We start from the raw sequence: 23,097 nt of genomic DNA, 5'->3' as shown, positions 1-23,097 counted from the left end.
CGCCGGTTTCCATGACTTCCTTGATACCCTTCTCCACGGCGGGAATATACTCTTTGGGTATATTCCCGCCCCTGACTTGGTCAATAAACTCAAAGCCCTCGCCCCTTTCAAGCGGGTCCACTTTGATTTTTACATGTCCGTATTGCCCGCGGCCGCCCGTCTGCCTTATGAACTTAGCTTCAACATCCGATGATCCCAGAATGGTTTCCCTGTAAGCGACCTGAGGTTTGCCCACGCTCGCATCCACGTTGAACTCCCTGTAAAGCCGGTCAACAATGACCTCAAGGTGAAGCTCCCCCATTCCCGATATAACGGTCTGTCCCGTTTCCTCATCGCTTTTAACTCTGAAAGACGGGTCTTCAAGCGCAAGACGGGAGAGGGAAATTCCGAGTTTCTCCTGATCAGGCTTGGACTTGGGCTCAATCGCAATTGATATAACCGGGTCGGATATGTTCAAACTTTCAAGAACAATGGGTTTGCCCGGGTCGCAAAGAGTGTCGCCTGTTAACGAGGTTTTCAACCCCACGGCGGCAACAATCCCCCCCGCTTCTATCTCTTTAATTTCCTCTCTTTTGTTGGCGTGCATTCTCACCAGACGCCCGATTTTTTCTTTCTTATCCTTTGTGGAATTCAACACGGTGCTGCCGGAAAGAAGTTTTCCGGAATAGACCCTTATATATGTAAGCTGCCCGACAAACGGGTCGTTCATAATCTTGAAAGCGAGCCCTGAAAAAGGCGCGTCCGGATCGGCAACCCTTGAGTCTTCGGAGCCATCTTCTTTTGTGCCGGCAATCGGGGGAAGGTCAACCGGAGACGGAAGATAGTCAACAACGGCGTCAAGCAGAAGCTGAACCCCTTTGTTTTTGAAAGCGGAACCGCAAAAAACCGGAATGATTGTAAGCGCGATGGTTTGTTCTCTTATAACCTTTTTAACCACAGCCATGTCCACTTCTTCATCGCTGAGATACGCCTCCATTATTGAGTCGTCAAAATCGGCCAGCGCTTCAAGCAACTGCTTGCGTCCGGTTGTGAACTGCTCCCGGTAGTCTTCGGGAATATCTTGCAACTCAAACTCGGCACCCAGAGATTCGCCGTCCCAAACCGCGAGTTTGCAGGAGACAAGGTCTACGATGCCCTTGAACTCCTCGCCTTCAAACCACGGGAGATGCATATAGACGGGGCGCGCATTGAGACGCTCTTCAACCTGTTTAACAACCTTGAAGAAATCCGCGCCAATTCTATCCATTTTGTTTACGAAACAGATTCTCGGAACCCCGTAACGGTCCGCCTGCCTCCAGACTGTTTCAGTCTGCGGCTCAACGCCGCCAACGCAGTCAAACACAACAACCGCGCCGTCAAGCACTTTGAGCGAGCGCTCAACCTCAATGGTGAAGTCAACGTGCCCGGGGGTGTCAACGATGTTGATTCTGTTGTCGTCCCAGAAACAGGTGGTGGTCGCCGAAGTGATTGTTATTCCGCGCTCCTTCTCCTGCTCCATCCAGTCCATAGTGGCGGTTCCTTCGTGAACCTCGCCAATTTTGTACGTCAATCCCGTATAGAAAAGAATGCGTTCGGTGGTTGTGGTTTTGCCGGCGTCAATATGGGCGATAATCCCTATATTGCGCACCTTGTCCGTGGGGACTTTGATTTCTTCCGCCATTCTTCGCCCCCGTAATTACCATCTGTAATGGGCAAAAGCTCTGTTGGCTTCCGCCATTTTGTGGGTGTCTTCCCTTTTTTTAATCGCGGTTCCCCGATTTTGCGAGGCGTCCAGAATTTCCAAAGCAAGTTTTTCGCTCACGCCGTGCTCGGTTCTCTTGCGCGTAGCGTCAAGCAGCCAGCGGATTGCCAAATAGTTTCTGCGAACGGGTTTGACTTCAATCGGAACCTGATAGGTGGCTCCGCCGACCCGTCTTGACCTGACCTCAAGAGACGGCTTGATGTTTTCCATGGCCGAGAAGAAAACCTTTATCGGCTCTTTTGTGTTCGCTTTTTCGGAAAGCAAATCAAGAGCACCGTAAAAAATCTGCTCCGCCCTGCTTTTTTTGCCGTCCAGCATAAGTGAATTGATAAACTTCGCGACAAAAACATCTCCGAAGCGCGGGTCGGGCTCAATTCTGATTTTTGCTGATGAACTCTTTCTGACCATTCCCCTTTCCCTATTTCGGTTTTTTGCTACCGTATTTTGAACGCCCTCTGCGTCTGTTTTCAACACCCGTTGTGTCGAGAGAACCCCTTACTATATGGTATCTCACGCCCGGAAGGTCTTTCACTCTGCCGCCTCTGACGAGAACAACCGAGTGCTCCTGCAAGGAATGCCCCTCTCCCGGAATGTAGGCGGTTACCTCAATCCCGTTTGTGAGACGTACTCTCGAGACCTTTCTCATCGCGGAATTCGGCTTCTTCGGCGTGGTGGTGTAAACCCTCACACATACGCCCCTTTTCTGCGGGTTGTTCTGCAAAGCGGGCGAACTGGTTTTCGCGACAGCACGTTTCCGCCCCTTTCTTACAAGCTGATTTACACTCGGCATTATTTTTCCGCATCCGCCTTCAATAAAGCAGACCGCTATTTTTATCAGGGAACAAGGGGGTTGTCAAGAAATACGCGGGAATTAGACACGGATGGAATCAAAAAACTTTTTGAGCTCGCTCGCGACCGTTTCAAAAGGCCCTTCCAGCGTCCCGCATCGGGGGATTGAATCAATAAAACGGCGGCCGTAAGGTTTTCTCGTTATGTGGCTGTCAAGAACGGCAACCGCGCCCCTGTCGGTCGCTGTGCGTATGAGCCGCCCGAACGCCTGACGGAAGTTAATCACCGCCACCGGGACGGCGTAATGCCTGAAAGCGTCTTTTCCGGACTGTTTTATCGCCTCCATTCGTGCTTGAAAAACCGGTTCGGTGGGCACATTGAACGGCAACCCCGTGATTACCACAAGCCGCAAAGCGTCTCCGGCGATGTCAATGCCTTCCCGAAAACTGTCCGTGCCGAAAAGTGCGGCATTTCCGTCCGCTTTGAACTCTGCAAGCAGCTTCTCCCGCGGCATATCTCCCTGCGTCAAAACCCTGATGCCGTTCCCTTCCAGTTCGGGAGTAAGAGCCATGCTCACCTCTTTGAGAAGCCGGTATGAAGTGAAAAGAACAAGCGCTCCGCCGCGCGAAGCCCTGACGCAGTCGCAAACCGCCCGGGCAAGACTCTTATAATAAGCGCCCGTCGCTTCGGGGGCGGGCAAATCATTGGGCAGCGCGAGAAGTGCTTGCCTCTTGTGGTCAAAAGGCGAAGGAACGGCAAGCTCAGTTAATTTTTCATTTCCCCAAAGCCCCAGAGAGTTTTTTTGAAACTCAAAACTGTCTTTCTCCCGTAGTGTCGCCGATGTCAAAATCAGGGTTTTGCACCTGTCGTAAAGCCGCTCTTTCAGATACGGGGCAATGTCAATCGGCGATATGGAAACCGAAGCGAACTTCCGGCGGTTTCTTCCGCCCGCCTCAACACTTTTCACAAAACCCGTTTGTGCACGGTCGCCGGAGGCAAAACTGTTTATCACATCCGAGTGGCGGGTAAGCCCCGCGAAAATGGCTTTGAGTTCCGCGGTGATGCCGACCGTTTCATCGCCGCCCGATTCGTCAAGAACCACAAGCGCTTTTCTCACCTCGCCCGACAACTCCGCCATGCTTTCACTTATTTGCGGACACAGCGAAGCGGATTTGCCCCATCGCCCGCCGCTTTCAATGTCATCGTCCATAACACGGACACTGAAACCGTATGAGCCGTCCACCGGACTTTTTTCAAAGGAATCGTGAAGCGATTCAAAAAAGCGTTTGGAAGCGGTTTCGGTTTTCTTGATTCTCGGCGGAAAAACCTTTTCCGCCGCAGAAAGAATTTCCATAACCCGGCTCCGCGTGTCCGCCACACGAATGTTCTTTTTCGCCAAACGCCCCGCTCGCGCCACCACGCGCTTCAGGCGGTTCAGGGTTTTTGTAACCCCGAAGTTTGAGGTTTTTAATGTGAAATGCACGGTCGCCGAAGCGGCAACGTTGTGCGCCTCGTCTATCACAACCCTGCCGACTGCCGGAAGAACGCCCGCGTCGTCCCTGCCGGCGGAGTGTTTTATTGAGATGTCCGAAAAAAGAAGATGGTGGTTGACAACTATCAAATCCGCCTTCGCGATTTTTCTACGCGCCTTGAAAAAGAAACATTCGTTGTAATACGGACAATCCCTTCTCACACAACTTTCGCTTTCGGCTGCGAACCTGTCCCACTGTTGCTCAGACGGCGCAAAGCCCATGTCAAAAACGGAACCGTCTTCGGTTTTGTCCGCCCAATCAAGAATGGCGCGCGCCTCATCTGTGCCATCGCCCGCATCGGGGTCCGGAAGCGGCAACTCGCCTTTCACCTCGTCCGAGCGTAGAAGGCACAGATAGTTTCTCATTCCCTTTGCCAAAGCAAACTCCACTTTTTTCCCCAGAACCTTGCTCAAAAGCGGAATGTCTTTGCTGATAATCTGGTCTTGAAGGTTGATTGTGTTTGTGGAAATAATAACTTTCTCACCGTTCAAAAGAGCCCATTTCGCGGCGGGCAAAAGGTATGAAAGCGTTTTGCCGATGCCCGTTGGCGCTTCAAGAAGTGAAAAAGAGTCGCCGTTGAAAGCCGATGTGATCTCACGCACAAGTGACTGCTGTTGTTTTCTAAATTCATACCCCTCGCCGAAAGTCTTTTCCACCATTCCGCCGGGCAGAAAATATGACGCTACGGCATCGGGGCTCATAAAGGTTTTTTCTCCGGCGATAACGGCTTCGGGAAAAACCTCATCCGGTTCCGGCATGGCGATTGATTTGTTTTTTTCGCTTTCGTCCATTCTACAAACAGCAGACTAACGGCAATTTGCCCGCTGCGTCCGCCGTGTGTAACTTAACCGCCGGAGGGATGGCCGAGCGGACGAAGGCGCTGGTCTCGAAAACCAGTAGGGTTTTACGGCTCTCAGGGGTTCGAATCCCCTTCCCTCCGTATCTTAAACAGTCTCCATAATTGTTCTTCTTTTTTCCAAATCCGCGCCGACCACGCGCAAGTTCAGTTCATCTCCGAGGTTGAACCACTTTCTGCGTCCGCCGCGTTTCATTCTTTCGCGCGGGACAAAACCCTCGGAGCAAATCTCTTTCAGTTCAACAAACATTCCAAACGGCAGAATGCTGATTACTTTGCCGGTGAATTTTCTGCCCGTGAGGGTTTTCATAAAGTTTGCGGTTTCAAGTCCGATGGTTTCCCGCTCGGCCTTTTCGGCTTTCCTCTCTAACACCGAAGCCCTCTCGCACAAACCGTCAAGTGAGTCGCGCACATATCCGCTACGCCCGTTGCTGAGACGATCAACCATTCTGTGCGCGATGATGTCGGGATAGCGCCTGATGGGCGAGGTGAAATGCGAATACCTTTCAATTCCGAGCCCGAAATGCCCCACTTCGCGCGTTGAATAGACCGCCCTTTGAAGCGATTTAAGCACCATCATTTTCACCGCGCCTTCCTGTTTTTTGCCCTTGAAATCGTTGAGCAATTTCTGAATTGCTTTGCCCGCCGAGCGCCGCTCAATGTTTGTTTTGTAGCCCAGTTTTCCAAGTTCCGTGGAAAGGTCCAAAAGCGAATCAGGCGTCGGCGGCTCATGGATTCTGTAAACCCCGCACCCTTCGCCATCGCAAAGCCGCGAGCCAACAGCCCTGTTCGCAGATATCATAAACTGCTCAATAATCATGTTGGCCACCCCGCGCTGGGCGTTTCGCACGTCCTCAACCACACCGAGCGAATTCCTTATGAGTTCGGGCTCGGGCAGGTCAAAATCAAGCTCGCCGCCCTCAAGGCTGCGTTTTTTCATTTTGCCGTAAAGATCTTCCATCATCTTCAAACTTTCTTTGATTTCCGGGGACAGTTTCTCACTCTTGCCGTCTTCAAGAAAAGCAGTCACTTGGGAATAGGTAAGGCGCGCCGCGCTTTGTATGATGCTGTTGTAAATGTGGAAGTTCTCAAGAGCGCCGTCGCGCGAAAACTCCATTTCAACAGTTTTTGTAAGCCGGTCTTTGTTCGGAACAAGACTGCACAGATCGTTTGAAAGGGCTTCGGGAAGCATCGGTATGACGCGGTTGTCAAGATAGACGCTTGTGCCGCGTTTGAGCGCCTCTTTGTCAAGAGCGCTTCCCTCTTTGACATAGTGCGAAACATCCGCGATGCAAACCCACAAAGTGAATCCCAACCCCCTTTTCTCGACGCCAACCGCGTCATCGTAGTCTTTGGCGTCATCCCCGTCTATCGTGAAAATTGTTTTCTTTCTGAGGTCAACCCTGCCGTCCGCCGAATCAGACGGATGCCGTCCGCTCAAGTCCCGGGCGTCATTCAAAACCATTTCGGGAAACTTGCCGGGAAGGGAATATTTGTATTCAATCGCCTTTTTCTCGGTCTCATACTCGCCCGCCCGTCCAATTATTTTTTCCACGCTTGCCACGGGAACCGCATTTTTGCTGCCGTTTGAGCGGGTGCCCTCATACTTGACTATCGCGAGATAGCCGTTTCTGAGTTTCGGCGCGCCGTGCGATTTCCCGGAGACAAGGGCGTGTTGAAAGTCCTCGCCTCTGGGAACAAGAACCATATCGCCTTCGGGTCCCGCGACTGCTTTGGCAAGAAATGTTTCCGGAATCTGCGTGGTTTTTTTCGCTGCGGTTTTCGCTTTGCGCGCGGGCGGGCGCCCACTGCCACGCTTGTTACGGCGTGTGGAGTGTTTCATCAGCAATTTCTTATCCGGCGCGGAAAAGGTATGGAATTCAGGAAAGTTGCAAGCGCCCCTGAATTTGAAAAGATGCGCATCGGAGAACATTGTATATGGAATAAACGGGTTTTCCACCTCTTGAAAAAAACACCTGTTTGTATACAATCGGGCGAACAAGCGCTGTCTTGCGCTACAGGGGTTTTGATGCTTAAAACAAACATTCCGGGGGGAATCGCCGTAGTTGCCTTTATTCTGCTCGTGGTGGGATTTGGCATCTCTCTGAACACCTCAATAAACTGGGGGCTTTACTTCAAAATCCTCGCCGCAGTCGGCTTCATCGCGCTTGCCGTGGCGCTCATAACACGATTTCTTCCATCTTCGGAAAAAGACTGACTCTAACCCCTAATTCACTATCCGCGGAGTGATAAAGAGAATGAGTTCTCTTTCCACCGTTTGCTTTTTTGAGCTCCTGAACACAGCGCCGAGAAACGGAATTGAGGACAAAATAGGCACTCTGGAATTGCTGTTGCTTGTGGTTGTGGTGACTATTCCGCCAAGCACCACCGTTTCGCCGTCTGCGGCAAGAACTCTGGTTTTCGCCTCGTTTCGCCTGATTGAGGGTTGCGAGCCAACCGCGAAAGTCGCGTCCGGAGAGTTGTCTGTAATGTAAATATCCATAAATATATTGCCGTCGTTTGTGATTTTCGGCTTAACCTCAAGGCTTAAAGTGGCGTCCGTGAATTCGGTTTTAGTGCCCTGGTCCGACACGGTTGAAAACGGAATTGAGATTCCCTGCTCTATTCTCGCCACCGAATTGTCAACGGTAATGATTTTGGGAGAGGAAAGAATTTTCACCTTGCCTCTGTCTTCAAGCGCGGAGAGGCGCACATCAAGGTCAAAAGTGCCCGCGAGATTTCCGAGAACAACCCCGAGCGCCCCTCCGCTGCCCGTGCCGATAGCGGCGGGCATATCAACAATAAACCCATCCCCGACGTTGCCGAAAGCGGTGTCTATCCGCGTTCCGCCGACCCGTATGCTTGACGGAAACCGCGCGCCGGTGTTCCTGCTTGTATAATGCGCGCCCCATTGAATTCCGAGCTCCCTTGAAAAATCTGTACCCGCCTGCACGATTCTTGACTCAATAAGTATTTTCGGCGTGGGCTTGTCCAGTGACTTTATAATTTTACCCACCCGCGCAATGTTGAGCCGCGTTTCAAGAATGGTAAGGCAGTTGGTTCTTTCATCAACCGAAATCCTGCCCCGTTTTGTTAGAAGCGGTTTCACGCCCGCCGCTATGTCGCGCGCGCTTGCGTAGTTCATAAAAAACTGCTCGGACACGAGTTTTTCCGTTTTCTCAACAAGTTGAGCCGTGTCAGACGCCTCTCTGCGCCTTTTGCTTATGTTTGTAAGCGATGAAATCTTGACGACATTGCCCTCAACAAACGCTCCCAGACCATTCTCAGCAAGCACAATGGAAAGCGCCTGATCCCACGGAACATCACGCAGTTCCATATAAACGGTTCCACCAACATCTCCCGTGATGATAATGTTGAAGCCGCCGATTTGTGCTATCTGCCTTATCACCTCACGCATGTTCGCCCCTTTGTAGATGAAAGTGCCTTTCTCCCCCTTGTAAACCGGTTTGCTCACGCCGAAAGAGGAATGGGAATAGCGGAAATCAAACGCCCACGCCGTGCCATCGTCCGAAGCGTTTTGCGCGGCGGACATCACGGACGTGCCAAAAACAAAAACCGCACACACGGCGCAGAAACTGATAAATACCTTCACGCCACTCATTTCCCGAACGGGACAAACACCGTTTTAGAACCCTTCTCGGCGGAAATTCCTTCCTCTTTTACTTTGGCGATATTGAAACCGAATGCGGTCTGCCCCGGCTCAACCCAGAGCACGCGACTACCGGAAACCAGCATGGCAAAGTTCCGGTCGGCAAACTTGACAAAGCCCGCCACTTTGAGCGGGAGCTTTCTTGTTGAGGTGTGTTTTACCTCTCTCTGCTTTTTATGCGGAGCGGAAGGAGTTTTGAGCGCGGCTGTTACCACCGGGCGTTCGTGGTCCGCTTCACCGAACCCGCTTTTCAGATACGGAAAAGAAACCGCCACCAAACATATGCAAAGTGCCGCAACAATGGCGGCGCGGCGCGGTTTGCGGGACTCACCGGTTTTTATGAGATTGACCTTTATCATGCGGCTCTCTCCGTCATTCTGAGAGCGAGCCCGAACGCGACCGCGGATTTCGCGGACAACCCGTCCGGAAACTCATTTCCATTCCGTCCCGCCCGCAGAGGGTCCGCATATTCAGCATCCACTCCAAGCGTTTCGGCAACCGTTTCGCGCAAACCGTGGAGCAGGGAACCTCCGCCTGAAAGAATCACTTTTCCGGGTTTTTCATTTCCGCAATCGCAGAACATCTCAAGGTTGGACTTCACTTCGCGGAGGATTGCCGAGGAAAAATCGGCGGCGGCGGAGAGGAACTCGCGTCTTGACCCCGCACCAAGAGATATTTTTTCCGCCTCCGCATCATCAACCGCCAGATTTCCCGCGCGCGCGATTTCAAGCGTGAGTTCACCCGAAGCGGTGGAAAGATCTCTGGTAAAAACTGTTTTTCCGTCTTTCAAAACGGCGAGGTTTGTTACGCTGTGCCCGATGTTGAGCAGAACTGTGAGCCCATCAGACGAGGGTGCGCGGCGGTTGTATGAGTTGATGAGCGCAAAGCCGTCATAGTCCACAACGGTGGGAACAAATCCCGAAGAGCGCAGAGCGGAAACATAATCGCGGGCGGCGTCTTCTCTGGCAACCGTAACAAGAACATCTTCGGGGCTTTGCGGATCGCGGTAAAAACTGTGGCGGCAGCCGTCCAATCCTTCGGAAAAAAACTTGCTTAAATGTAGCAAAACCGCATCTTCGGCAGCTTTGGCGTCCGCCGAGGGTGAAATCTTCAGTTTGCTTGTAAAAACCGCGCAACCTGAAACACCAACCGCCGCACGCGCGCCTTTGAGCCCGAAATCATCACGCAAAGAAAGCAACCCCGAACAGACGGAATCAAAATCTTCTATTTCCTTGTCTTTGAAAACACCCGAATCCTGAAAAGACTCGCGTACGTGCAAGGGAGTGCCCGTTTCGCTCCCGGAACTGTTTTTGAGAACCACAACCTTGGTGGAATAAGACCCTATATCAATGCCAACCGCATTCTCGTCCCGAAAAAATTTGGCGAAAAAACCCTCTATGGAGCCACCCCATATCCCATTCCAAGAAAGAATCTTCATTTATTGACTGTTTCTTGAAATAAACCTGGAAAAGGAAATGATTTTCTTTGAGCCGGTTTTGTCGGCGTCTTTGGAATCTTCCGCCGCTGTCTCAACTCTTTTCGGCTCTTCGGGACAATCCTCAATAATTTCTTCAAGGATTTTGCGCATAACCCTCAACGCACCGAGCGAGTGCTGTTTCATGTAGGGTCTTGCATAGTGCTTGTCTATAATCTCTTTTTGTCTTTTTGAAGCGAAGTAATGCAGAATGAAAACCTGATTGTTCAGCACAATAAGAAGCGCAATATACAGAAGAAGGTTGTCTTTCAGAACTTGTTTCATAATCAGCGTTTTTGAGGAGTTTATGGTAACAACTCCGTAGGGATTACCGTCCGCACCCACCAGAAACGGCGCGGAAACAGAAAACACACCGCCTTTATCACGAACGCCGTAGCCCCTTTCCTCAGAATACAACTGTTGTGGCCGGCGACTCTGAAAACTCTCTTTTGTGAAAGTAACCCCGAACGAAGACGGAATGACATTGAAGGTTTGAAAAACTCCGGCAGACCCGTGCTTGGTTCTAAGAAAGGAATAAAACTCCGCGCTTGTCGGGTTGGTGTTGTGAACGGCAAACTCCGCCGCCTCGTTGCCGATTAATTCGGACGCGGCAACAGTTTTTGCAATAACACTGGATTTCTCTTTACTGAACTGGCCGTAGAAAACCGCGCCAACAAGAAACAAAATTGCGACTTCTATAAAAAGGACTTTGTAAAAAAGCCCGAGACTTCCAATCAAGCGCATTTAAGAAATTCTTCAAGTATCTTTTTGGCTTCAGTGTTCTGATAATGCTTGAACAGCATAAATATCATACCGTTGAAGTCCTTTTTTATATCATCATCAAGAACCCTGTACAACTTCACCAGATACCTCTCCTCGTCAGTCAGAATTTCACATTCTTTTTCGCCAATCAACTCTTTTTCAAGGAATTTACGCAGTTTTTCGCGCCGGGAAAGGTTCCATATCTCTTCCACGCTCACACGCAGGCACTGAGCAATCTGGTGGCACCTCTCCTGCGACGGAGAGTCCGTTTTTCCGGTTTCAAGCTGGTGTATATACACCTTTGAAACGTCAAGATAGTGCGCGAGCACACCTTGAGTTATTCCCCTCTGCTTGCGCTTTGCTTTTAAATAGTCGCCAAACGTCATTTTACAAACCCACGCCTTTGCTTTGTTAAGTAGAACTACCTAACTTGTCCAAGATACCTCAAATATACCGATTTTGTCAACATGGAATAAAAAATCTGTTCCGCAAGCGGAAAAGTTGCCCGGAGACGGAATCGAACCGCCGACACGAGGATTTTCAGTCCTCTGCTCTACCGACTGAGCTATCCGGGCGGAAAACGCTATTTTACAATAGAAAAAGCCGGCTGCAAATGCAGCCGGCTTTTTTCAAAAGTTAGATAACCGGGAGACAGTTTCTATATTGAATAGAGCAACTGAAAAAGCAACGCGTGCTGGTCTTTCTTGTTGTTGCCACTGCCGCTCGGAAAGTATTCCACATCCGCTCTGTCCCAACGGTATTCAAAACGGGTCTCAAGGGTTCCCGTGTCTCCGCTGCCAAACGGCTTCCAGCCCACTGTCGGCGTTACTTCAAAAAGTTTCACACCCTTGCCACCGGCTGCTTCGGTCTCAGAGTCATCAACATATTCCGCTCTCAATGAAAGCGTTGTGTCCGCATTCGCCGCATAAATTAGATAACCGCCAACGCCCCAGCGGAAGAAAGTGTCGTAAGCAACTCCCGTGGGTCCTACGAAGGAAGTTTCCGCAGGATCATCGTCTGTAATCGGTGTAGCCGGGTTGTCTCCGGTAACAGTCCCTAAAACAGGTTTAACAACACCATCGTCCACCCATGTGAATTCCGCATCTCCAACAAATGTGAATTTGCCGGATGTTACGCTTCCAACGAGCGTTACGAGCGTGCGCGTTTTGTTGTCAGATGGGTAGAGGTCGGCAGAAACCATATTAGCGGAAGCGTCAGCCGGGTTAAAGACGTCAAAACTTGTTATGTCGCCATCAGCATTTTCTGTAACATCAGCTACTTGATTTTGACGAAAATCGCTTTTTCCCACATAAACGGTCGCGCCGAGCCAGAGGTCGTTTAGAAATCCTGTTTCGGACCCGTACGAATACGCCGTCTGAAACTCAAAAGTTTTGCCGTCATCAGCATCGTCAACCGCGTCCCAGTCGTTGCTTATGCCAAGGGTCAAATCAACACCCGACGTGCTGTAAGACACTCTGGCGCCCGAATGAGCGAACGGAATTCTGTAAAACAGAAGCGAACGGCTGATGTTTGTGTTGTCTTTCGCCTCTATGAGTTCCCAGCCCGCAAGCGTTGTGAACTGCCCCGCAATTATGCTTAAATTCTCTACGGGGGCAACGCTTATGTATGCCTGATAAGGGCTTACCGAACCGTCTCCGTCCGAATTGAACCCGAACCCAAGACGCTCCGCCTGCTCTCCGAAAAGTATGTCCGCCCTGAAACCAACCTTGTCCAACGGAGACGCGCCAGTCGCATTCGCCTCTTTCTCAAAAGACAGCGTGAAGGCGTCTATTGAAAAGTCGTTGTGTTCGGAATAAAGCCCTCTTTCTCCGGGGCACTCCGGCACCGTCTCATTGTCACAGTTAAAAACATACTGGTATGTCGTGTCCAAAGACGCGCCCACATTCACCAAGCCAACAAAAGTTGACATTGGAATATCCGCTCTTGCCGCCGTCGCCGCAGAAAACTGCAGAACAACCGCAACCGCGAGAAAACTTAAAAAATTAAAAACTCTCATAACGCCCCCCTTAAGGCTGAAAATTGTATTAACGTGAACCATATTTTGTGATGTTATACGCTTCCATTCCGTGCTCGCTGACATCAAGCCCGATGTATTCCTCTTCTTCGGAAACACGGAGCCCGACTACTGTTTTTATAAGATAGAAAAGCGCAAACGCGGCAGTCGCGCAGAAAATCGCGTATGCACCGATGCCCGTGAGCTGTTTCACGACCGTGTGCTCGGGATTTGAACTGAAAATCCCCACCGCGAGAGTTCCCCATATTCCACAAGTCAAGTGAACTGAAATCGCTCCGACCGGGTCATCTATGGTCAATTTGTCCATAAAGAGGACCGAGAGAACAACCAGAACGCCGGCAGCCAAACCCACAAGCACGGAATTCCCCGGGCTTATGACATCCGCCCCCGCGGTTATCCCGACAAGTCCCGCGAGAGAGCCGTTGAGAATCATTGAAAGGTCGGGCTTTTTGTTGATAATCCAAGCCGTTGCCATCGCGCCGCAAATTCCCGCCGCAGCGGCAAGTGAAGTGGTTACAAACACAAGCGAAACCAGACCCGGGTCGGCGGAAAGAACCGAGCCGCCGTTAAATCCATACCATCCGAACCAGAGCAGAAAAACTCCTATTGTGGCAAGCGGCAAACTGTGCCCCGGAAACACCCTGGCTTTTCCGTCAGTCGAATACCTGCCTTTGCGCGCGCCGAGAAGAACTGCGCCCGCGAGCGCGCCCCAGCCGCCAACGCTGTGAACGATTGTTGATCCGGCGAAATCGTAAAAACCAAGCGCGTCAAGCCACCCGCCGCCCCACTTCCATGAACCGGCGACCGGATAGACAAACGCCACATAAATGGTGGCAAAAATAAGAAAACTTCCGAGTTTAATCCTCTCCGCAACCGCTCCCGAAACTATTGTGGCGGCGGTGGCGGCGAACATCGCCTGAAAAATAAAGTCGGAAAAATATGTGTAACTGCCGTCCGCGTATCCAAGAAGACCCGCGGCCCCTTCGGGAGAAGAAATTCCAAATCCGGCAAACCCGAAGTAGCCCGAAGCGGCCTCGGCAAATCCCGGATACATAAGGTTGAACCCGCAAAGCGCGTAAGTGAGAATTCCTATCGCAATGATTGAAACATTTTTGAAAAGTATGTTGACGGTGTTTTTTGATCTTGTAAGTCCGCTTTCAAGACATGCGAACCCCAGATGCATTATAAAAACAAGAATTGCCGCCAGAAGAAGCCACAGGTTGTTGACCGTGAACATTTCAGGGCTCACCTTGTCGGCGTAGGCGGAAGCCGTTGACAACAGTAAAGCGCCCGCGAAGAACAGAAATGTTCTCCAAATCCCAAAATCCCTATCCGCGCGATTGCGGAACTTTTCATAAAGCAAAGAACTCCACCTCCTGTTGATTTGTCAATTTATATTGCGTCTTCGCCTCTTTCGCCGGTTCTGATTCTTATTACTTCCTCAATCGGTATGATGAAAATCTTTCCGTCTCCGGTTTTTCCGGTTTTTGCGCTTTGGTTGATAACATCAATAATTGAAGAGACCATTTCATCTGTCGCTATTATCTCAACCTTAACTTTGGGAAGAAAATCTATTACGTATTCGGAGCCTCTGTAAATTTCGGCATGCCCCTTCTGCCTGCCAAATCCCTTAACTTCACTCACGGTCATGCCCTGAATGCCAATATCTTTCAGAGCGTCTTTAAGATCTTCAAGAATGAAAGGTTTTACTATCGCTTCAATTTTTTTCATGAATTCTCCGCCTCCGCGTTTGTAGTATAACGATGAAAAACAATTTGTCAAAAATCGCGGAAAAAATTCTTCGGCACGCTGAAATGCACGTCTTCAGTAACCGCATCCGGATCTTGTACGACTTCCCATCCCGTCCATTCGCGCAGGCGGGAAGCAACTTTTTTCACTATATCTTCGGGAGCCGAAGCGCCGGCGGTAAGTCCGATTTTCTTCGCACCGCGAAGCCACTCGCGGTCTATGTCGTCCGGTCCGTCAACCAGATAGGCGCGCGCGCCGAGCAGCTCGGCAACCTCTTTCAGGCGGTTTGAATTGGAACTTGTCTCTGATCCAACCACAAAAACCACATCGCAGTCCGCCGCCATTTTTTTCACGGCATCCTGACGGTTTTGAGTCGCGTAGCAAATGTCATCTTTCTTCGGCAGGCGAATTTGCGGAAATTTCCCGCGCAACAGATTTACAAGCGCGCGTGTGTCATCCACCGAAAGAGTGGTCTGCGTAACATAGGTGAGTTTTGACGGGTCTTTCACTTCCAGCGCGGCAATGTCTTTCTCGTTCTCAACAAGATAAACCCCGCTTTCAGACTGACCGAGCGTCCCCTCAACTTCGGGATGCCCCTTGTGCCCTATCATCACAATTTCGTAGCCGCTTGAGCGCAGGCGCGAAACCTCGGAATGAATCCTTGAAACAAGGGGGCATGTGGCGTCATAGATTTTGAGCCCCCTGTCTTCGGCGGCTCTGCGGACGCGGCGCGAAACGCCGTGCGCGGAATACACAATCGGCAAGCCGGAAGGAACATCTTTCGGGTCTTCAATAAAAACAACACCGCGCTTTTTGAAATCCTCAACAACGGTTTTGTTGTGAACAATTTCGTGCTTCACATAGACCGGCGCGCCGTGTTTTTTCAAAACCTTTTCAACAATCGCTATGGCCCTTTCCACTCCGGCGCAAAAACCGCGCGGACTGATGAGTGAAACGGTTTTCGCCGGCACGGAACCGCTCACGCAACAATCTCCCCGCTCACAATTTCGCCGCGAAGGGAGTTCGCGAGCCCGTCCGTCACGCGCACTTTTACGAAACTTCCCGTAAGAGAACCGTCTCCGATGAAATTCACTATTCTGTTGTGCGTGGTTCGCCCCGTCATCCAGCCGTTTCCGTGCCTGCCTTCGCCGGACACGAGAACATATTCGTCTTTGCCCTCGCGCGCACGGTTGCTCTCAAGCGTGATTTCGCGCTGGCGTTCCTGAAAAACCGCGAGCCTCTCGTCGGCGGTTTTCACACTTATCTGTTCGTCCGCCTCTGCGGCGGGAGTTCCCGGACGCGGCGAGAACTTAAACGAAAAAGAGCTGTCAAAACGCACTTTTTCGAGCAAATTCATCGTTTGCGCGAAATCGTCCCCGCTCTCTCCCGGAAAACCGATTATGACATCGGTTGAGACCGCGATGCCGGGAATGGCATCTTTGAGGCGGTCAACCGCTTCAAGATACCACTTGGATGTGTATGTGCGGTTCATGAGTTTTAAAACCCTGTCCGAGCCGGACTGAACGGGCAGATGTATGTGGCGGCACACCTTCGGGGTGTCCCGCATCGCCTCAATCATTTTCTTTGTTATGTCGCGCGGATACGGCGTTGTGAAACGGATTCTCTCAAGCCCCTCAATCTCCGCCACCGCGCGCAGAAGATCGGAGAATTTTTCGCCTCCGCCTTTCCATGAATTGACCGTTTGCCCCACAAAAGTTATCTCTTTCACCCCTTTGGATACGAGCATTCGCGCCTCGGAGAGTATGTCTGCGAGAGGTCTGTTCACTTCATCGCCCCTCACGGTCGGCACGATGCAGTAGGCGCATCGCTTGTTGCATCCCTGCTGAACGGAAACAAATGCGCTGACCCTGGATTTGTCATGAGCGGGGGAAATCGCGAAGGTTTCCTCAATGTCAAAAGAGGTTTTGGATTTTCTTACGCGCTCGTGCTCTCTGCTCTGCTCAATGTCGGCAATTAGCGCGGGAAGTTTCGGTATCGCGCGGGGCCCGATGACAAAATCAAGATGCGGATTTTTTTTAAGTATCGCGTCCCCGTATAACTGGGCGACGCAACCCGCCATTCCAATCACCACTTCGGGTTTTACGGCTTTCAGCCGCTTGAACTTTCCAACGCTACTGAACGCCTTGTGGTCTGCTTTTTCCCTTATCGCGCAGGTATTGACGACTATGTAGTCCGCGAGAGACGGCTCAGGCGTCTTTTCCGCTCCGAGGGCGGTTACAATTCTGTCCGAGTCATACTCATTCATCTGGCACCCGTAGGTTTCAATGTAGAGCAGCGGCGGATTTTTTTGCGGATTTTTTTCCCTCATTTGTAAAACCGGGCGATATTATTACATAATATACGTCCTATTATAAAGCCGTGCGGACTTTGAGCAATTGAAAAGCCGAAACCTCTGGAAAATCACGCTTCCCCTCGCCGCCGCGCTCGCGGCGCTCGCGTTTATACCGTTAATTATTCCGGGCGGGGTCGCCGAGCCGTTTCTGTTCGGGATTCCGAGAACCCTGTGGGTAAGCATGGCGATCTCCCTTTCAATCTATCTCGTGCTCATCATCGCGATGATTTTCTCAAAGGAAAAATGATTTTTTGAGCAACGGAACAATATTTATAGCGGTCGCGCTTGTGTATCTGGCGGTTCTGATAACCCTCGCGTTTGTGGGCAACAGAAAAAACAAGGGCGAAGAGAAAGAGTTTTTCCTTGCGGGCGGAAACCTCGGAACAATAATCGGCTTTCTGACATTTTTCGCCACTCTTTACAGCACATTCATTCTGATAGGAATGCCAAACTTTTTCAGGGTTCACGGGGTTGGAACATGGATATTTCTCGGCGTAACGGACATGGCGCTGGCCGTTTTCACCCTCTGGCTGTGCTTCAAACTTAAAGACAGGATCGCGTCAAAGGATTTCCGCAGTATGTCGGATTTGATAAGGGATTCATTCGGCGGCTACGGCGTGGCGGTCTATGTTATGGGGCTCGTGATTTTTCTGATTCCGTATATCGCCGTTCAAATCAAGGGCGCGTCCGGCCTTCTGTCGGCGGTTGTGCCGTATTCCATTCCGCAGTGGGTCTGGGCGTTGATAATTCTCGCGCTGATGTTTTCCTACTCGTCAATCGGGGGCTTGCGCGGAATTATGTATTGCGACGCATTGCAGGGAATTATGCTTTTCAGCGTCATATGGATAATGGCGGCGATTGTGTTGTCAAAATTCGGGGGAATAAGCGCTCTTTTTCAAGCGGTTGTCGAAACCGATGAGCGATTACTTTCCGTTCCGGGACCAAAGGGATTGCTGTCGACTCAGTGGCTGCTCGCGGGATTTATCTCAATAGTTCTTCTGCCCGTGTCGCAACCGCAACTCACTTCGCGCCTGTCCATTCTCAAAGGGATAAACGAAAGGCGCAAAGTGCCCGTTTTGCACGCCTCTTTCACTTTTCTGCTTTTAATCGCCGGGTTGATAATCGGTCTCTACGGCGCAGTGGCAATCACGGCGGACACCGGTCCCGAATTCATAGGAAAACTCATACTTGAACAAAACGCGGTAATTGGCGCGATAGCGCTCATCGGAATTCTCGCCGCGGCAATGTCAACTTCGGATTCGCAATTTTTCGCGCTCGGCTCGGAAATAAACAACGCGCTCGGAAGAATCAGTGAAAAACTGAAAATCTCGGCGGTTGTGTTTGTAAAGTTCATAATTCTGATTTTCTGCGCGGTGGCTTTTGTTGTGGCCATGAAAAGCTCTCAGGGCATCATCTCTCTCGCCATATCGGGCTTTATGGGAACCGCGCTTATGGCTCCGATGGTTTTGGCGTCCACGCTTATCAAGGGAAGAAAGTTGCACCCCGTCATTCCGCTTATCACCGCCGCGAGTCTGGTTTTCTTTCTGCTCTCCCTGTTTGGCGTAACGCCTAAAATCGTGTGGGAAATACGCACGGATTTGCTGCTTCTCGCGTTTAATTCCGCCGCCACAATTTTGATTGTTTCCTCCAAACGGAAATTCGTAGTCCGGTCTTGAAACTCGTCTCTCAGGAATCAGATTTTTCCCCTTCTTCCCTGCCCTCCTCCTGCGGCGTCTATATGATGAAAAATCCGAACGGGCGGATTATTTACATAGGCAAAGCGGCGAACCTGAAAAGCCGCGTGCGGTCATATTTCAGCGCGAAAAACGATTCAAGACCGCAAGTGTCATACCTTATGCGCGAGGCGGCGGATGTTGACTACATTGTGTCAGTTGACGAGCATGAAGCGCTCATTCTTGAAAACTCACTCATCAAAAAACACAAACCGAAATTCAACATTCAGCTCAAAGACGACAAAACCTACGCGTCTTTGCGCCTGTCAATGAACGAGGAATTTCCGCGCCTCTCGGTAACGCGCAGAGTGCGGGCGGACGGCGCGTCTTATTTCGGCCCCTTCTCGCGCGGCGGCGCTTTGAAACAGAGCGCGAAACTCGTCCATCGGCTCTTCGCGGTGCGCGATTGCTCAAACAACAAATTCAAACGGCATTCAAGCCGCCCGTGTCTGAACTATGACATGGGGCTGTGTTCGGGGCCGTGCGCGGGAATGACGGGGAAATCCGAATACCGCACTCTGTGCCTCAAAGCCGAAGCGTTCCTCAGGGGCGACAGAAAAGGCGTGGCGGCTCACTTGAAAAAAAAGATGAAAAAGGCATCTGATGAAACAAGGTATGAAGACGCCTCGCGCCACAGAGACCTCTTGTCCGCACTGGGAACCGGCGGGCTTGAAAAGGTTGTGTCGTCAAGTTTCACCAACAGAGACATCATAGAAATGGCGGCGGACGAAAAGAGTTTTGAATTTGTCGTTCTTTTTCACAGGGGCGGCGGAGTTGTGGACAAGGCGGAGATTTCCGCGAAAAACACGGGCGCGGACGCACGCGCGGCTTTTGCTGAGTTTCTGGGAAGATTCTACGACGAAGGCAGGCAGGTTCCGCCCGAAATCATTGTGCCGTCCGAGCCGGAACACAAGCGGACATACGAAAAATGGCTTTCGGAAAAACGCGGCGGCGCGGTGAAAATAGTCGCGCCGAAAAGAGGCGTAAAAACAAAACTTCTGCGCCTCGCGGCGGACAACGCAAGGGAGGCGCTCAGAAAAAAACGCGCGGGCGAAGAGAAAAACCGCGACATTCTGTTCGGACTCAAAAAGGCGCTGAAACTCTCAAAGGTTCCGCGTGAAATAGAGTGCTTTGACATATCCAACACTCAAGGGCGGGAAACAACGGGTTCGGCGGTGCGGTTCAGCGGCGGTGCGCCGGATAAAAAACGCTACAAACGCTACAAAATAAAAACCGTTGCGGGGCAGGACGATTTCGCGGGCATAAAGGAAATGCTTTCCCGGCGGCTCAAAAGAGCGGAACAAGCGGGCTGGGAACTTCCTGATTTAATCCTCATAGACGGCGGCAAGGGGCAACTTTCCGCCGCCGTTGAAGCGATTAATGAACTGGGTTTTTCCGGCGCGGCGGACATTGCGGCGATTGCGAAAGGACGGGAAAAAGAGCAAGCGGACGCAATTTACACTCCGGGGAGAAAAACCCCGTGGACGCCCGTAAAAAACCGCGAAGGGCTCTTTCTTCTGATGAGGATCAGGGACGAAGCGCACCGCTTCGCGCTCGGCTACCACAAAACCCTGCGGGGCAAAAAGTTTTTCCGGTAATGCGCGCGGGTCTGCGCATTTAAGGATTGCTTCTCTCTATGAGTTCAACCTTGTAGCCGTCAGGGTCTTCAATGAAGGCGAGAACGGTTTTCCCGTGTTTCATCGGACCCGGAGGGCGCGTAACCCTGCCGCCGAGTTCGGTGATTTTGTCGCACGCGGCTTTTATGTCTTCCACGGCGAAAGCCATGTGCCCGTATGCGCCGCCGTGTTTGTATTCGCTCACTCCGTAGTTGTATGTGAGTTCAAGAAACGGCTCCGAGCCGTTGCCGTATCCGAGAAAAGCGAGCGAAAATTCGCCGTCCGGATAGTCCGTTGTGCGGTGGTGGACAAGCCCCAGAACTTCCGTGTAGAAACGAATTGACCTGTCCAAGTCGCCAACCCTTATCATTGTGTGCAGATATTTCATGAAAACTGCCCCGCAATCGTGTTGTTGTAGTAGTAATTAATCAGCGTTTCAAGGCAACCGCAAAAAATCTCAACCGATTTCGCGGATTTTTCCGCATCCCAATCAGCGCTCGCGGATTTTTCGTAATTCGCGAAACTTTTAAGAAATGATTGTTTAAGCGAATCCGTTTCCTCTTTCAGAACGACTTCAATAATTGTTGTGTCCTGAACATCGTATTTTTTATTCTTTATCGCGGTTTCAAAATCGGAAAAAACCAAATCTGGCGTTTCGCCCGCGAGCCCCGCGAGACACGATTTGAAAATTTCGGTGAGATTTGAGGCGCACATTTTGAACTTTTTATCCGCCTTAGTTTTCTTCTTCTTCCGTTTCCCAATCTGACGGGTCAAATCCTTTCACTCGCGGACGGAAAACTTCATCAAATTTTGTCAGTTTTTCGGCAAACCATTTGAATTGTTTTTCTCTGTTTTTTTCATCCAGAGGATTGCTCTCATTGAAGACGGAAATGCCGATGTGTTTTTTTCCTACTGCTCTATCCCAATACAAAGATTCTCCAAAATCTTTCTCAATTTTGTTTTTCTGGTCGTGAAGAAAGTCAAAAATCGGATTGGAATTTTCGTACCAGGCTTCAAAGGCACACCAAATTCGCGGGGGGTTCATTCTAATAACTGCCACCATCTTGCAACGGCTTTTGCCTACGGGAAAATTCATCCAATTTTGAGGACGGGCTTTGGTTCCTTTTAGGTTGATATTTTTATCCTGCAAATACTCACGAAACTTCTCCCAGTAAAGAAGCTTGAATTTGTCGCCATCGCTCAATCCTTCACTTCTTTTTTTGCGCGCGGTTTTGCTCCAGTCATTCGGTTTGGAAACAATATTCAACTTTGGAGCTGGCGGACTGTTTCCTATCTTTAATAACTCCACCTCAATTCCAAAGAATCCGAATTTGCTGTCAGTAATTTCGTTTAGCCAGTCCATAGCCGCCCTGTGTTCTTCGGCAAATCTCTTGGAAACCCAGACAATGGTAACGGTATTTAATCCTGCGGCGTAAGTAATCAATTGTCCAAGATGTGTGTGGTCTGTGCGTTCCAGTTGGTTTTCAATCAGCACATAACTACCGCTTTCAGTATCGCGAGCAACAATGTCAGCACTAAAACCGCCAACACCTTTTTCGGTAGATTCAAGTTCCAATTCAATGCCGATAGTTTCTCCAAGTAAGGACAGCCCATCCTCCTGGGACAACCAAGGCGTAAAGTCTCCAGCCTCTTTTTTCCATATTTGTCTCAGGTCAACTTTTTTCAACTTGCCCAGATTTTTACCTTTTCCCATTCAAACTCCCAATCCCCTCAATCACGCCTTTTATCAGTTTGATTGTGGCTTCAATGTCGCTTTTGTAGGCGACCGAGCCGGGGCTGTGCAGATACCGTGTCGGCACGGAAACAACCGCCGCTTTGGTTCCCTTTCCGGTTACCTGCATCGCGGTCGCGTTTGTTCCGCCCGCTTTTTTGACCGTGATTTGACACGGGATTTTCTTTTTGTCCGCGACTGATTTTATGAAGAAACTCAAACCCCTGTCGGCAACAAGGTAGCGGTCTGAAAGACGCACTTCGGGACCTTTGCCGATGTTCGCAAGACTCTTATGCGGCGCGACTCCGGGCAAATCCATCGCAACCGTTCCCTCAAGCGCGATAACAAAATCCGGCTCCAACGCGGGCGTGATTATGCGCGCGCCTCTCAAGCCCGGCTCCTCCTGAACCGTGAACGTAACAAACAGATTGCAAGCCGGTTTCGGCTTTGCCGCAAGCGCGGAAAGAATGATGAAAATGCCAACCCGGTCATCAATGGAGCGGGAAATCACGGCATCTTCGGTTTCCTGCAGTTCGGTGTCAAAAGTAACGGGGTCGCCGATTTTGACATATTTTTTCACCTTCGCCGCCGAAAGTCCGAGGTCAAGAACGCAGTCCTCAACTTCGGGAACACCCCTGTCGCCGCTGGTTTTGCTTATGTGCGGGGGAACCGCCGCCACCATCGCCCGCAAGGGCTTTGAGCCGTGAACCACAACGCGCTGTCCGTAAAACACCCTCGCGTCAATCCCGCCGAGCATGCAAACCCGAACAAAACCCCTGTCGTCAATATGGCTCACCATAAAGCCCACCTCGTCCATGTGGGCGTCAATAACAAGTTTTTTTCCTTTGCCGCCGACCCGGGCTATGACGTTGCCCATTGTGTCAATGGAGATGTCTTTTGTGTATTTGCGCAGTTCGGAAACCGCGAAATCCCTCACCGCGCCCTCGTCTCCGGGTATGCCGGGAATATCGCACAGTTGTTTCAGCAGTTTTGTGTTCATAATTTGAATCGCAGTATAGCCGAAAAGAGGCGGTTTTTCCGCTTTCGCGACATCC

23 protein-coding genes and 2 tRNA genes are annotated in these 23,097 nt (G+C 50.8%); 5 read left to right on the top strand and 20 right to left on the bottom strand.

Annotation, left to right across the window (positions count from 1 at the left end):
- The 4 genes from fusA to ACY430_RS04155 all read right to left on the bottom strand — a co-directional run.
- Positions 1 to 1,660: elongation factor G (gene fusA, locus ACY430_RS04170; protein WP_462137638.1), on the bottom strand; the 1,660-nt coding region annotated here is incomplete at its 3' end.
- Positions 1,661 to 1,675: 15 nt separating this feature from the next.
- The gene (gene rpsG / locus ACY430_RS04165) at positions 1,676 to 2,149 is read right to left on the bottom strand and encodes a 30S ribosomal protein S7 (protein ID WP_462137637.1); all 474 of its coding nucleotides are present in this window, start codon (positions 2,147 to 2,149) and stop codon (positions 1,676 to 1,678) included.
- Positions 2,150 to 2,159: 10 nt separating this feature from the next.
- On the bottom strand, positions 2,160 to 2,531 hold the full coding sequence (gene rpsL, locus ACY430_RS04160; protein ID WP_462137636.1) for a 30S ribosomal protein S12: 372 nt from the start codon (positions 2,529 to 2,531) through the stop codon (positions 2,160 to 2,162).
- A gap of 81 nt (positions 2,532 to 2,612) precedes the next feature.
- A complete protein-coding gene (locus ACY430_RS04155; protein ID WP_462137635.1) occupies positions 2,613 to 4,853 on the bottom strand; it encodes an ATP-dependent DNA helicase in 2,241 nt (746 codons plus the stop codon).
- A gap of 62 nt (positions 4,854 to 4,915) precedes the next feature.
- Here ACY430_RS04155 and ACY430_RS04150 point away from each other — a divergent pair.
- A tRNA-Ser gene (locus tag ACY430_RS04150) sits at positions 4,916 to 5,002 on the top strand.
- Positions 5,003 to 5,006: 4 nt separating this feature from the next.
- On the opposite strand, the gene ACY430_RS04145 is transcribed toward ACY430_RS04150, so the two are convergent.
- Complete coding sequence (locus tag ACY430_RS04145; protein ID WP_462137634.1) at positions 5,007 to 6,761, bottom strand: VacB/RNase II family 3'-5' exoribonuclease; 1,755 nt, start codon at positions 6,759 to 6,761, stop codon at positions 5,007 to 5,009.
- A 186-nt stretch (positions 6,762 to 6,947) separates the two neighbouring features.
- Between ACY430_RS04145 and ACY430_RS04140 the strand changes: the two genes are divergently transcribed.
- Positions 6,948 to 7,136: a hypothetical protein gene (locus ACY430_RS04140; protein ID WP_462137633.1), complete on the top strand. Its 189-nt coding sequence runs from the start codon at positions 6,948 to 6,950 to the stop codon at positions 7,134 to 7,136.
- A gap of 9 nt (positions 7,137 to 7,145) precedes the next feature.
- On the opposite strand, the gene ACY430_RS04135 is transcribed toward ACY430_RS04140, so the two are convergent.
- The 11 genes from ACY430_RS04135 to miaB form a co-directional block, all read right to left on the bottom strand.
- Positions 7,146 to 8,531, bottom strand: coding sequence for a type IV pilus secretin PilQ (locus tag ACY430_RS04135; RefSeq protein ID WP_462137632.1), 1,386 nt, complete (start codon positions 8,529 to 8,531; stop codon positions 7,146 to 7,148).
- A 5-nt stretch (positions 8,532 to 8,536) separates the two neighbouring features.
- On the bottom strand, positions 8,537 to 8,947 hold the full coding sequence (locus tag ACY430_RS04130; protein WP_462137631.1) for a hypothetical protein: 411 nt from the start codon (positions 8,945 to 8,947) through the stop codon (positions 8,537 to 8,539).
- The gene (gene pilM, locus ACY430_RS04125) at positions 8,944 to 10,026 is read right to left on the bottom strand and encodes a pilus assembly protein PilM (RefSeq protein ID WP_462137630.1); all 1,083 of its coding nucleotides are present in this window, start codon (positions 10,024 to 10,026) and stop codon (positions 8,944 to 8,946) included. The genes ACY430_RS04130 and pilM overlap by 4 nt, the downstream gene beginning before the upstream one ends.
- Positions 10,027 to 10,806 (bottom strand): hypothetical protein, encoded by a 780-nt coding sequence (locus tag ACY430_RS04120; protein ID WP_462137629.1) that lies wholly within the window; start codon positions 10,804 to 10,806, stop codon positions 10,027 to 10,029.
- Positions 10,797 to 11,210: a helix-turn-helix domain-containing protein gene (locus ACY430_RS04115; RefSeq protein WP_462137628.1), complete on the bottom strand. Its 414-nt coding sequence runs from the start codon at positions 11,208 to 11,210 to the stop codon at positions 10,797 to 10,799. The genes ACY430_RS04120 and ACY430_RS04115 overlap by 10 nt, the downstream gene beginning before the upstream one ends.
- A gap of 116 nt (positions 11,211 to 11,326) precedes the next feature.
- Positions 11,327 to 11,399: transfer RNA gene (locus tag ACY430_RS04110), tRNA-Phe, on the bottom strand.
- An 83-nt stretch (positions 11,400 to 11,482) separates the two neighbouring features.
- Positions 11,483 to 12,841 (bottom strand): outer membrane beta-barrel protein, encoded by a 1,359-nt coding sequence (locus tag ACY430_RS04105; RefSeq protein ID WP_462137627.1) that lies wholly within the window; start codon positions 12,839 to 12,841, stop codon positions 11,483 to 11,485.
- Between the two features lie 28 nt (positions 12,842 to 12,869).
- Complete coding sequence (locus ACY430_RS04100; RefSeq protein ID WP_462137639.1) at positions 12,870 to 14,096, bottom strand: ammonium transporter; 1,227 nt, start codon at positions 14,094 to 14,096, stop codon at positions 12,870 to 12,872.
- A gap of 155 nt (positions 14,097 to 14,251) precedes the next feature.
- Complete coding sequence (locus tag ACY430_RS04095; RefSeq protein WP_462137626.1) at positions 14,252 to 14,590, bottom strand: P-II family nitrogen regulator; 339 nt, start codon at positions 14,588 to 14,590, stop codon at positions 14,252 to 14,254.
- 47 nt (positions 14,591 to 14,637) lie between these two features.
- A complete protein-coding gene (ispH, locus tag ACY430_RS04090) occupies positions 14,638 to 15,591 on the bottom strand; it encodes a 4-hydroxy-3-methylbut-2-enyl diphosphate reductase (RefSeq protein WP_462137625.1) in 954 nt (317 codons plus the stop codon).
- On the bottom strand, positions 15,588 to 16,937 hold the full coding sequence (gene miaB, locus ACY430_RS04085) for a tRNA (N6-isopentenyl adenosine(37)-C2)-methylthiotransferase MiaB (RefSeq protein WP_462137624.1): 1,350 nt from the start codon (positions 16,935 to 16,937) through the stop codon (positions 15,588 to 15,590). Before miaB ends, ispH begins: the two co-directional genes overlap by 4 nt.
- A gap of 67 nt (positions 16,938 to 17,004) precedes the next feature.
- Between miaB and ACY430_RS04080 the strand changes: the two genes are divergently transcribed.
- The 3 genes from ACY430_RS04080 to uvrC are packed head-to-tail and all read left to right on the top strand — an operon-like array spanning position 17,005 to position 20,292.
- Positions 17,005 to 17,208 carry a hypothetical protein gene (locus ACY430_RS04080; protein ID WP_462137623.1) on the top strand — a complete coding sequence of 68 codons (204 nt, stop codon included), beginning with the start codon at positions 17,005 to 17,007 and terminating at the stop codon, positions 17,206 to 17,208.
- 4 nt (positions 17,209 to 17,212) lie between these two features.
- On the top strand, positions 17,213 to 18,637 hold the full coding sequence (locus tag ACY430_RS04075; protein ID WP_462137622.1) for a sodium:solute symporter family protein: 1,425 nt from the start codon (positions 17,213 to 17,215) through the stop codon (positions 18,635 to 18,637).
- Entirely contained in the window at positions 18,634 to 20,292 is a 1,659-nt protein-coding gene (gene uvrC, locus ACY430_RS04070) for an excinuclease ABC subunit UvrC (RefSeq protein WP_462137621.1), read from the top strand. Before ACY430_RS04075 ends, uvrC begins: the two co-directional genes overlap by 4 nt.
- 19 nt (positions 20,293 to 20,311) lie before the next feature.
- Here the strand turns inward: uvrC and gloA are convergent, their stop codons facing one another.
- The 4 genes from gloA to ACY430_RS04050 are packed head-to-tail and all read right to left on the bottom strand — an operon-like array spanning position 20,312 to position 23,042.
- Entirely contained in the window at positions 20,312 to 20,698 is a 387-nt protein-coding gene (gloA, locus tag ACY430_RS04065) for a lactoylglutathione lyase (RefSeq protein ID WP_462137620.1), read from the bottom strand.
- Positions 20,695 to 21,024, bottom strand: coding sequence for a hypothetical protein (locus tag ACY430_RS04060; protein ID WP_462137619.1), 330 nt, complete (start codon positions 21,022 to 21,024; stop codon positions 20,695 to 20,697). The genes gloA and ACY430_RS04060 overlap by 4 nt, the downstream gene beginning before the upstream one ends.
- A 19-nt stretch (positions 21,025 to 21,043) precedes the next feature.
- Positions 21,044 to 22,024: a DUF4268 domain-containing protein gene (locus tag ACY430_RS04055; protein ID WP_462137618.1), complete on the bottom strand. Its 981-nt coding sequence runs from the start codon at positions 22,022 to 22,024 to the stop codon at positions 21,044 to 21,046.
- Positions 22,011 to 23,042, bottom strand: coding sequence for a M42 family metallopeptidase (locus ACY430_RS04050; RefSeq protein ID WP_462137617.1), 1,032 nt, complete (start codon positions 23,040 to 23,042; stop codon positions 22,011 to 22,013). The genes ACY430_RS04055 and ACY430_RS04050 overlap by 14 nt, the downstream gene beginning before the upstream one ends.
- Positions 23,043 to 23,097 lie beyond the last annotated feature (55 nt).

The organism is Candidatus Mycalebacterium sp., from assembly GCF_977828045.1.
Note: the sequence above shows the minus strand (reverse complement) of the source record. Positions and strands in the feature narration are given on the sequence as shown.

What these genes read in the sequence shown, in the direction of transcription:
- rpsG (WP_462137637.1), bottom strand. Translation starts at nt 2,149, where the DNA reads ATGGTCAGAAAGAGTTCATCAGCAAAAATCAGAATTGAGCCCGACCCG.
- rpsL (WP_462137636.1), bottom strand. Translation starts at nt 2,531, where the DNA reads ATGCCGAGTGTAAATCAGCTTGTAAGAAAGGGGCGGAAACGTGCTGTC.
- ACY430_RS04155 (WP_462137635.1), bottom strand. Translation starts at nt 4,853, where the DNA reads ATGGACGAAAGCGAAAAAAACAAATCAATCGCCATGCCGGAACCGGAT.
- ACY430_RS04145 (WP_462137634.1), bottom strand. Translation starts at nt 6,761, where the DNA reads ATGAAACACTCCACACGCCGTAACAAGCGTGGCAGTGGGCGCCCGCCC.
- ACY430_RS04140 (WP_462137633.1), top strand. Translation starts at nt 6,948, where the DNA reads ATGCTTAAAACAAACATTCCGGGGGGAATCGCCGTAGTTGCCTTTATT.
- ACY430_RS04130 (WP_462137631.1), bottom strand. Translation starts at nt 8,947, where the DNA reads ATGATAAAGGTCAATCTCATAAAAACCGGTGAGTCCCGCAAACCGCGC.
- pilM (WP_462137630.1), bottom strand. Translation starts at nt 10,026, where the DNA reads ATGAAGATTCTTTCTTGGAATGGGATATGGGGTGGCTCCATAGAGGGT.
- ACY430_RS04120 (WP_462137629.1), bottom strand. Translation starts at nt 10,806, where the DNA reads ATGCGCTTGATTGGAAGTCTCGGGCTTTTTTACAAAGTCCTTTTTATA.
- ACY430_RS04115 (WP_462137628.1), bottom strand. Translation starts at nt 11,210, where the DNA reads ATGACGTTTGGCGACTATTTAAAAGCAAAGCGCAAGCAGAGGGGAATA.
- ACY430_RS04105 (WP_462137627.1), bottom strand. Translation starts at nt 12,841, where the DNA reads ATGAGAGTTTTTAATTTTTTAAGTTTTCTCGCGGTTGCGGTTGTTCTG.
- ACY430_RS04100 (WP_462137639.1), bottom strand. Translation starts at nt 14,096, where the DNA reads ATGTTCACGGTCAACAACCTGTGGCTTCTTCTGGCGGCAATTCTTGTT.
- ACY430_RS04095 (WP_462137626.1), bottom strand. Translation starts at nt 14,590, where the DNA reads ATGAAAAAAATTGAAGCGATAGTAAAACCTTTCATTCTTGAAGATCTT.
- miaB (WP_462137624.1), bottom strand. Translation starts at nt 16,937, where the DNA reads ATGAGGGAAAAAAATCCGCAAAAAAATCCGCCGCTGCTCTACATTGAA.
- gloA (WP_462137620.1), bottom strand. Translation starts at nt 20,698, where the DNA reads ATGAAATATCTGCACACAATGATAAGGGTTGGCGACTTGGACAGGTCA.
- ACY430_RS04060 (WP_462137619.1), bottom strand. Translation starts at nt 21,024, where the DNA reads ATGTGCGCCTCAAATCTCACCGAAATTTTCAAATCGTGTCTCGCGGGG.
- ACY430_RS04055 (WP_462137618.1), bottom strand. Translation starts at nt 22,024, where the DNA reads ATGGGAAAAGGTAAAAATCTGGGCAAGTTGAAAAAAGTTGACCTGAGA.
- ACY430_RS04050 (WP_462137617.1), bottom strand. Translation starts at nt 23,042, where the DNA reads ATGAACACAAAACTGCTGAAACAACTGTGCGATATTCCCGGCATACCC.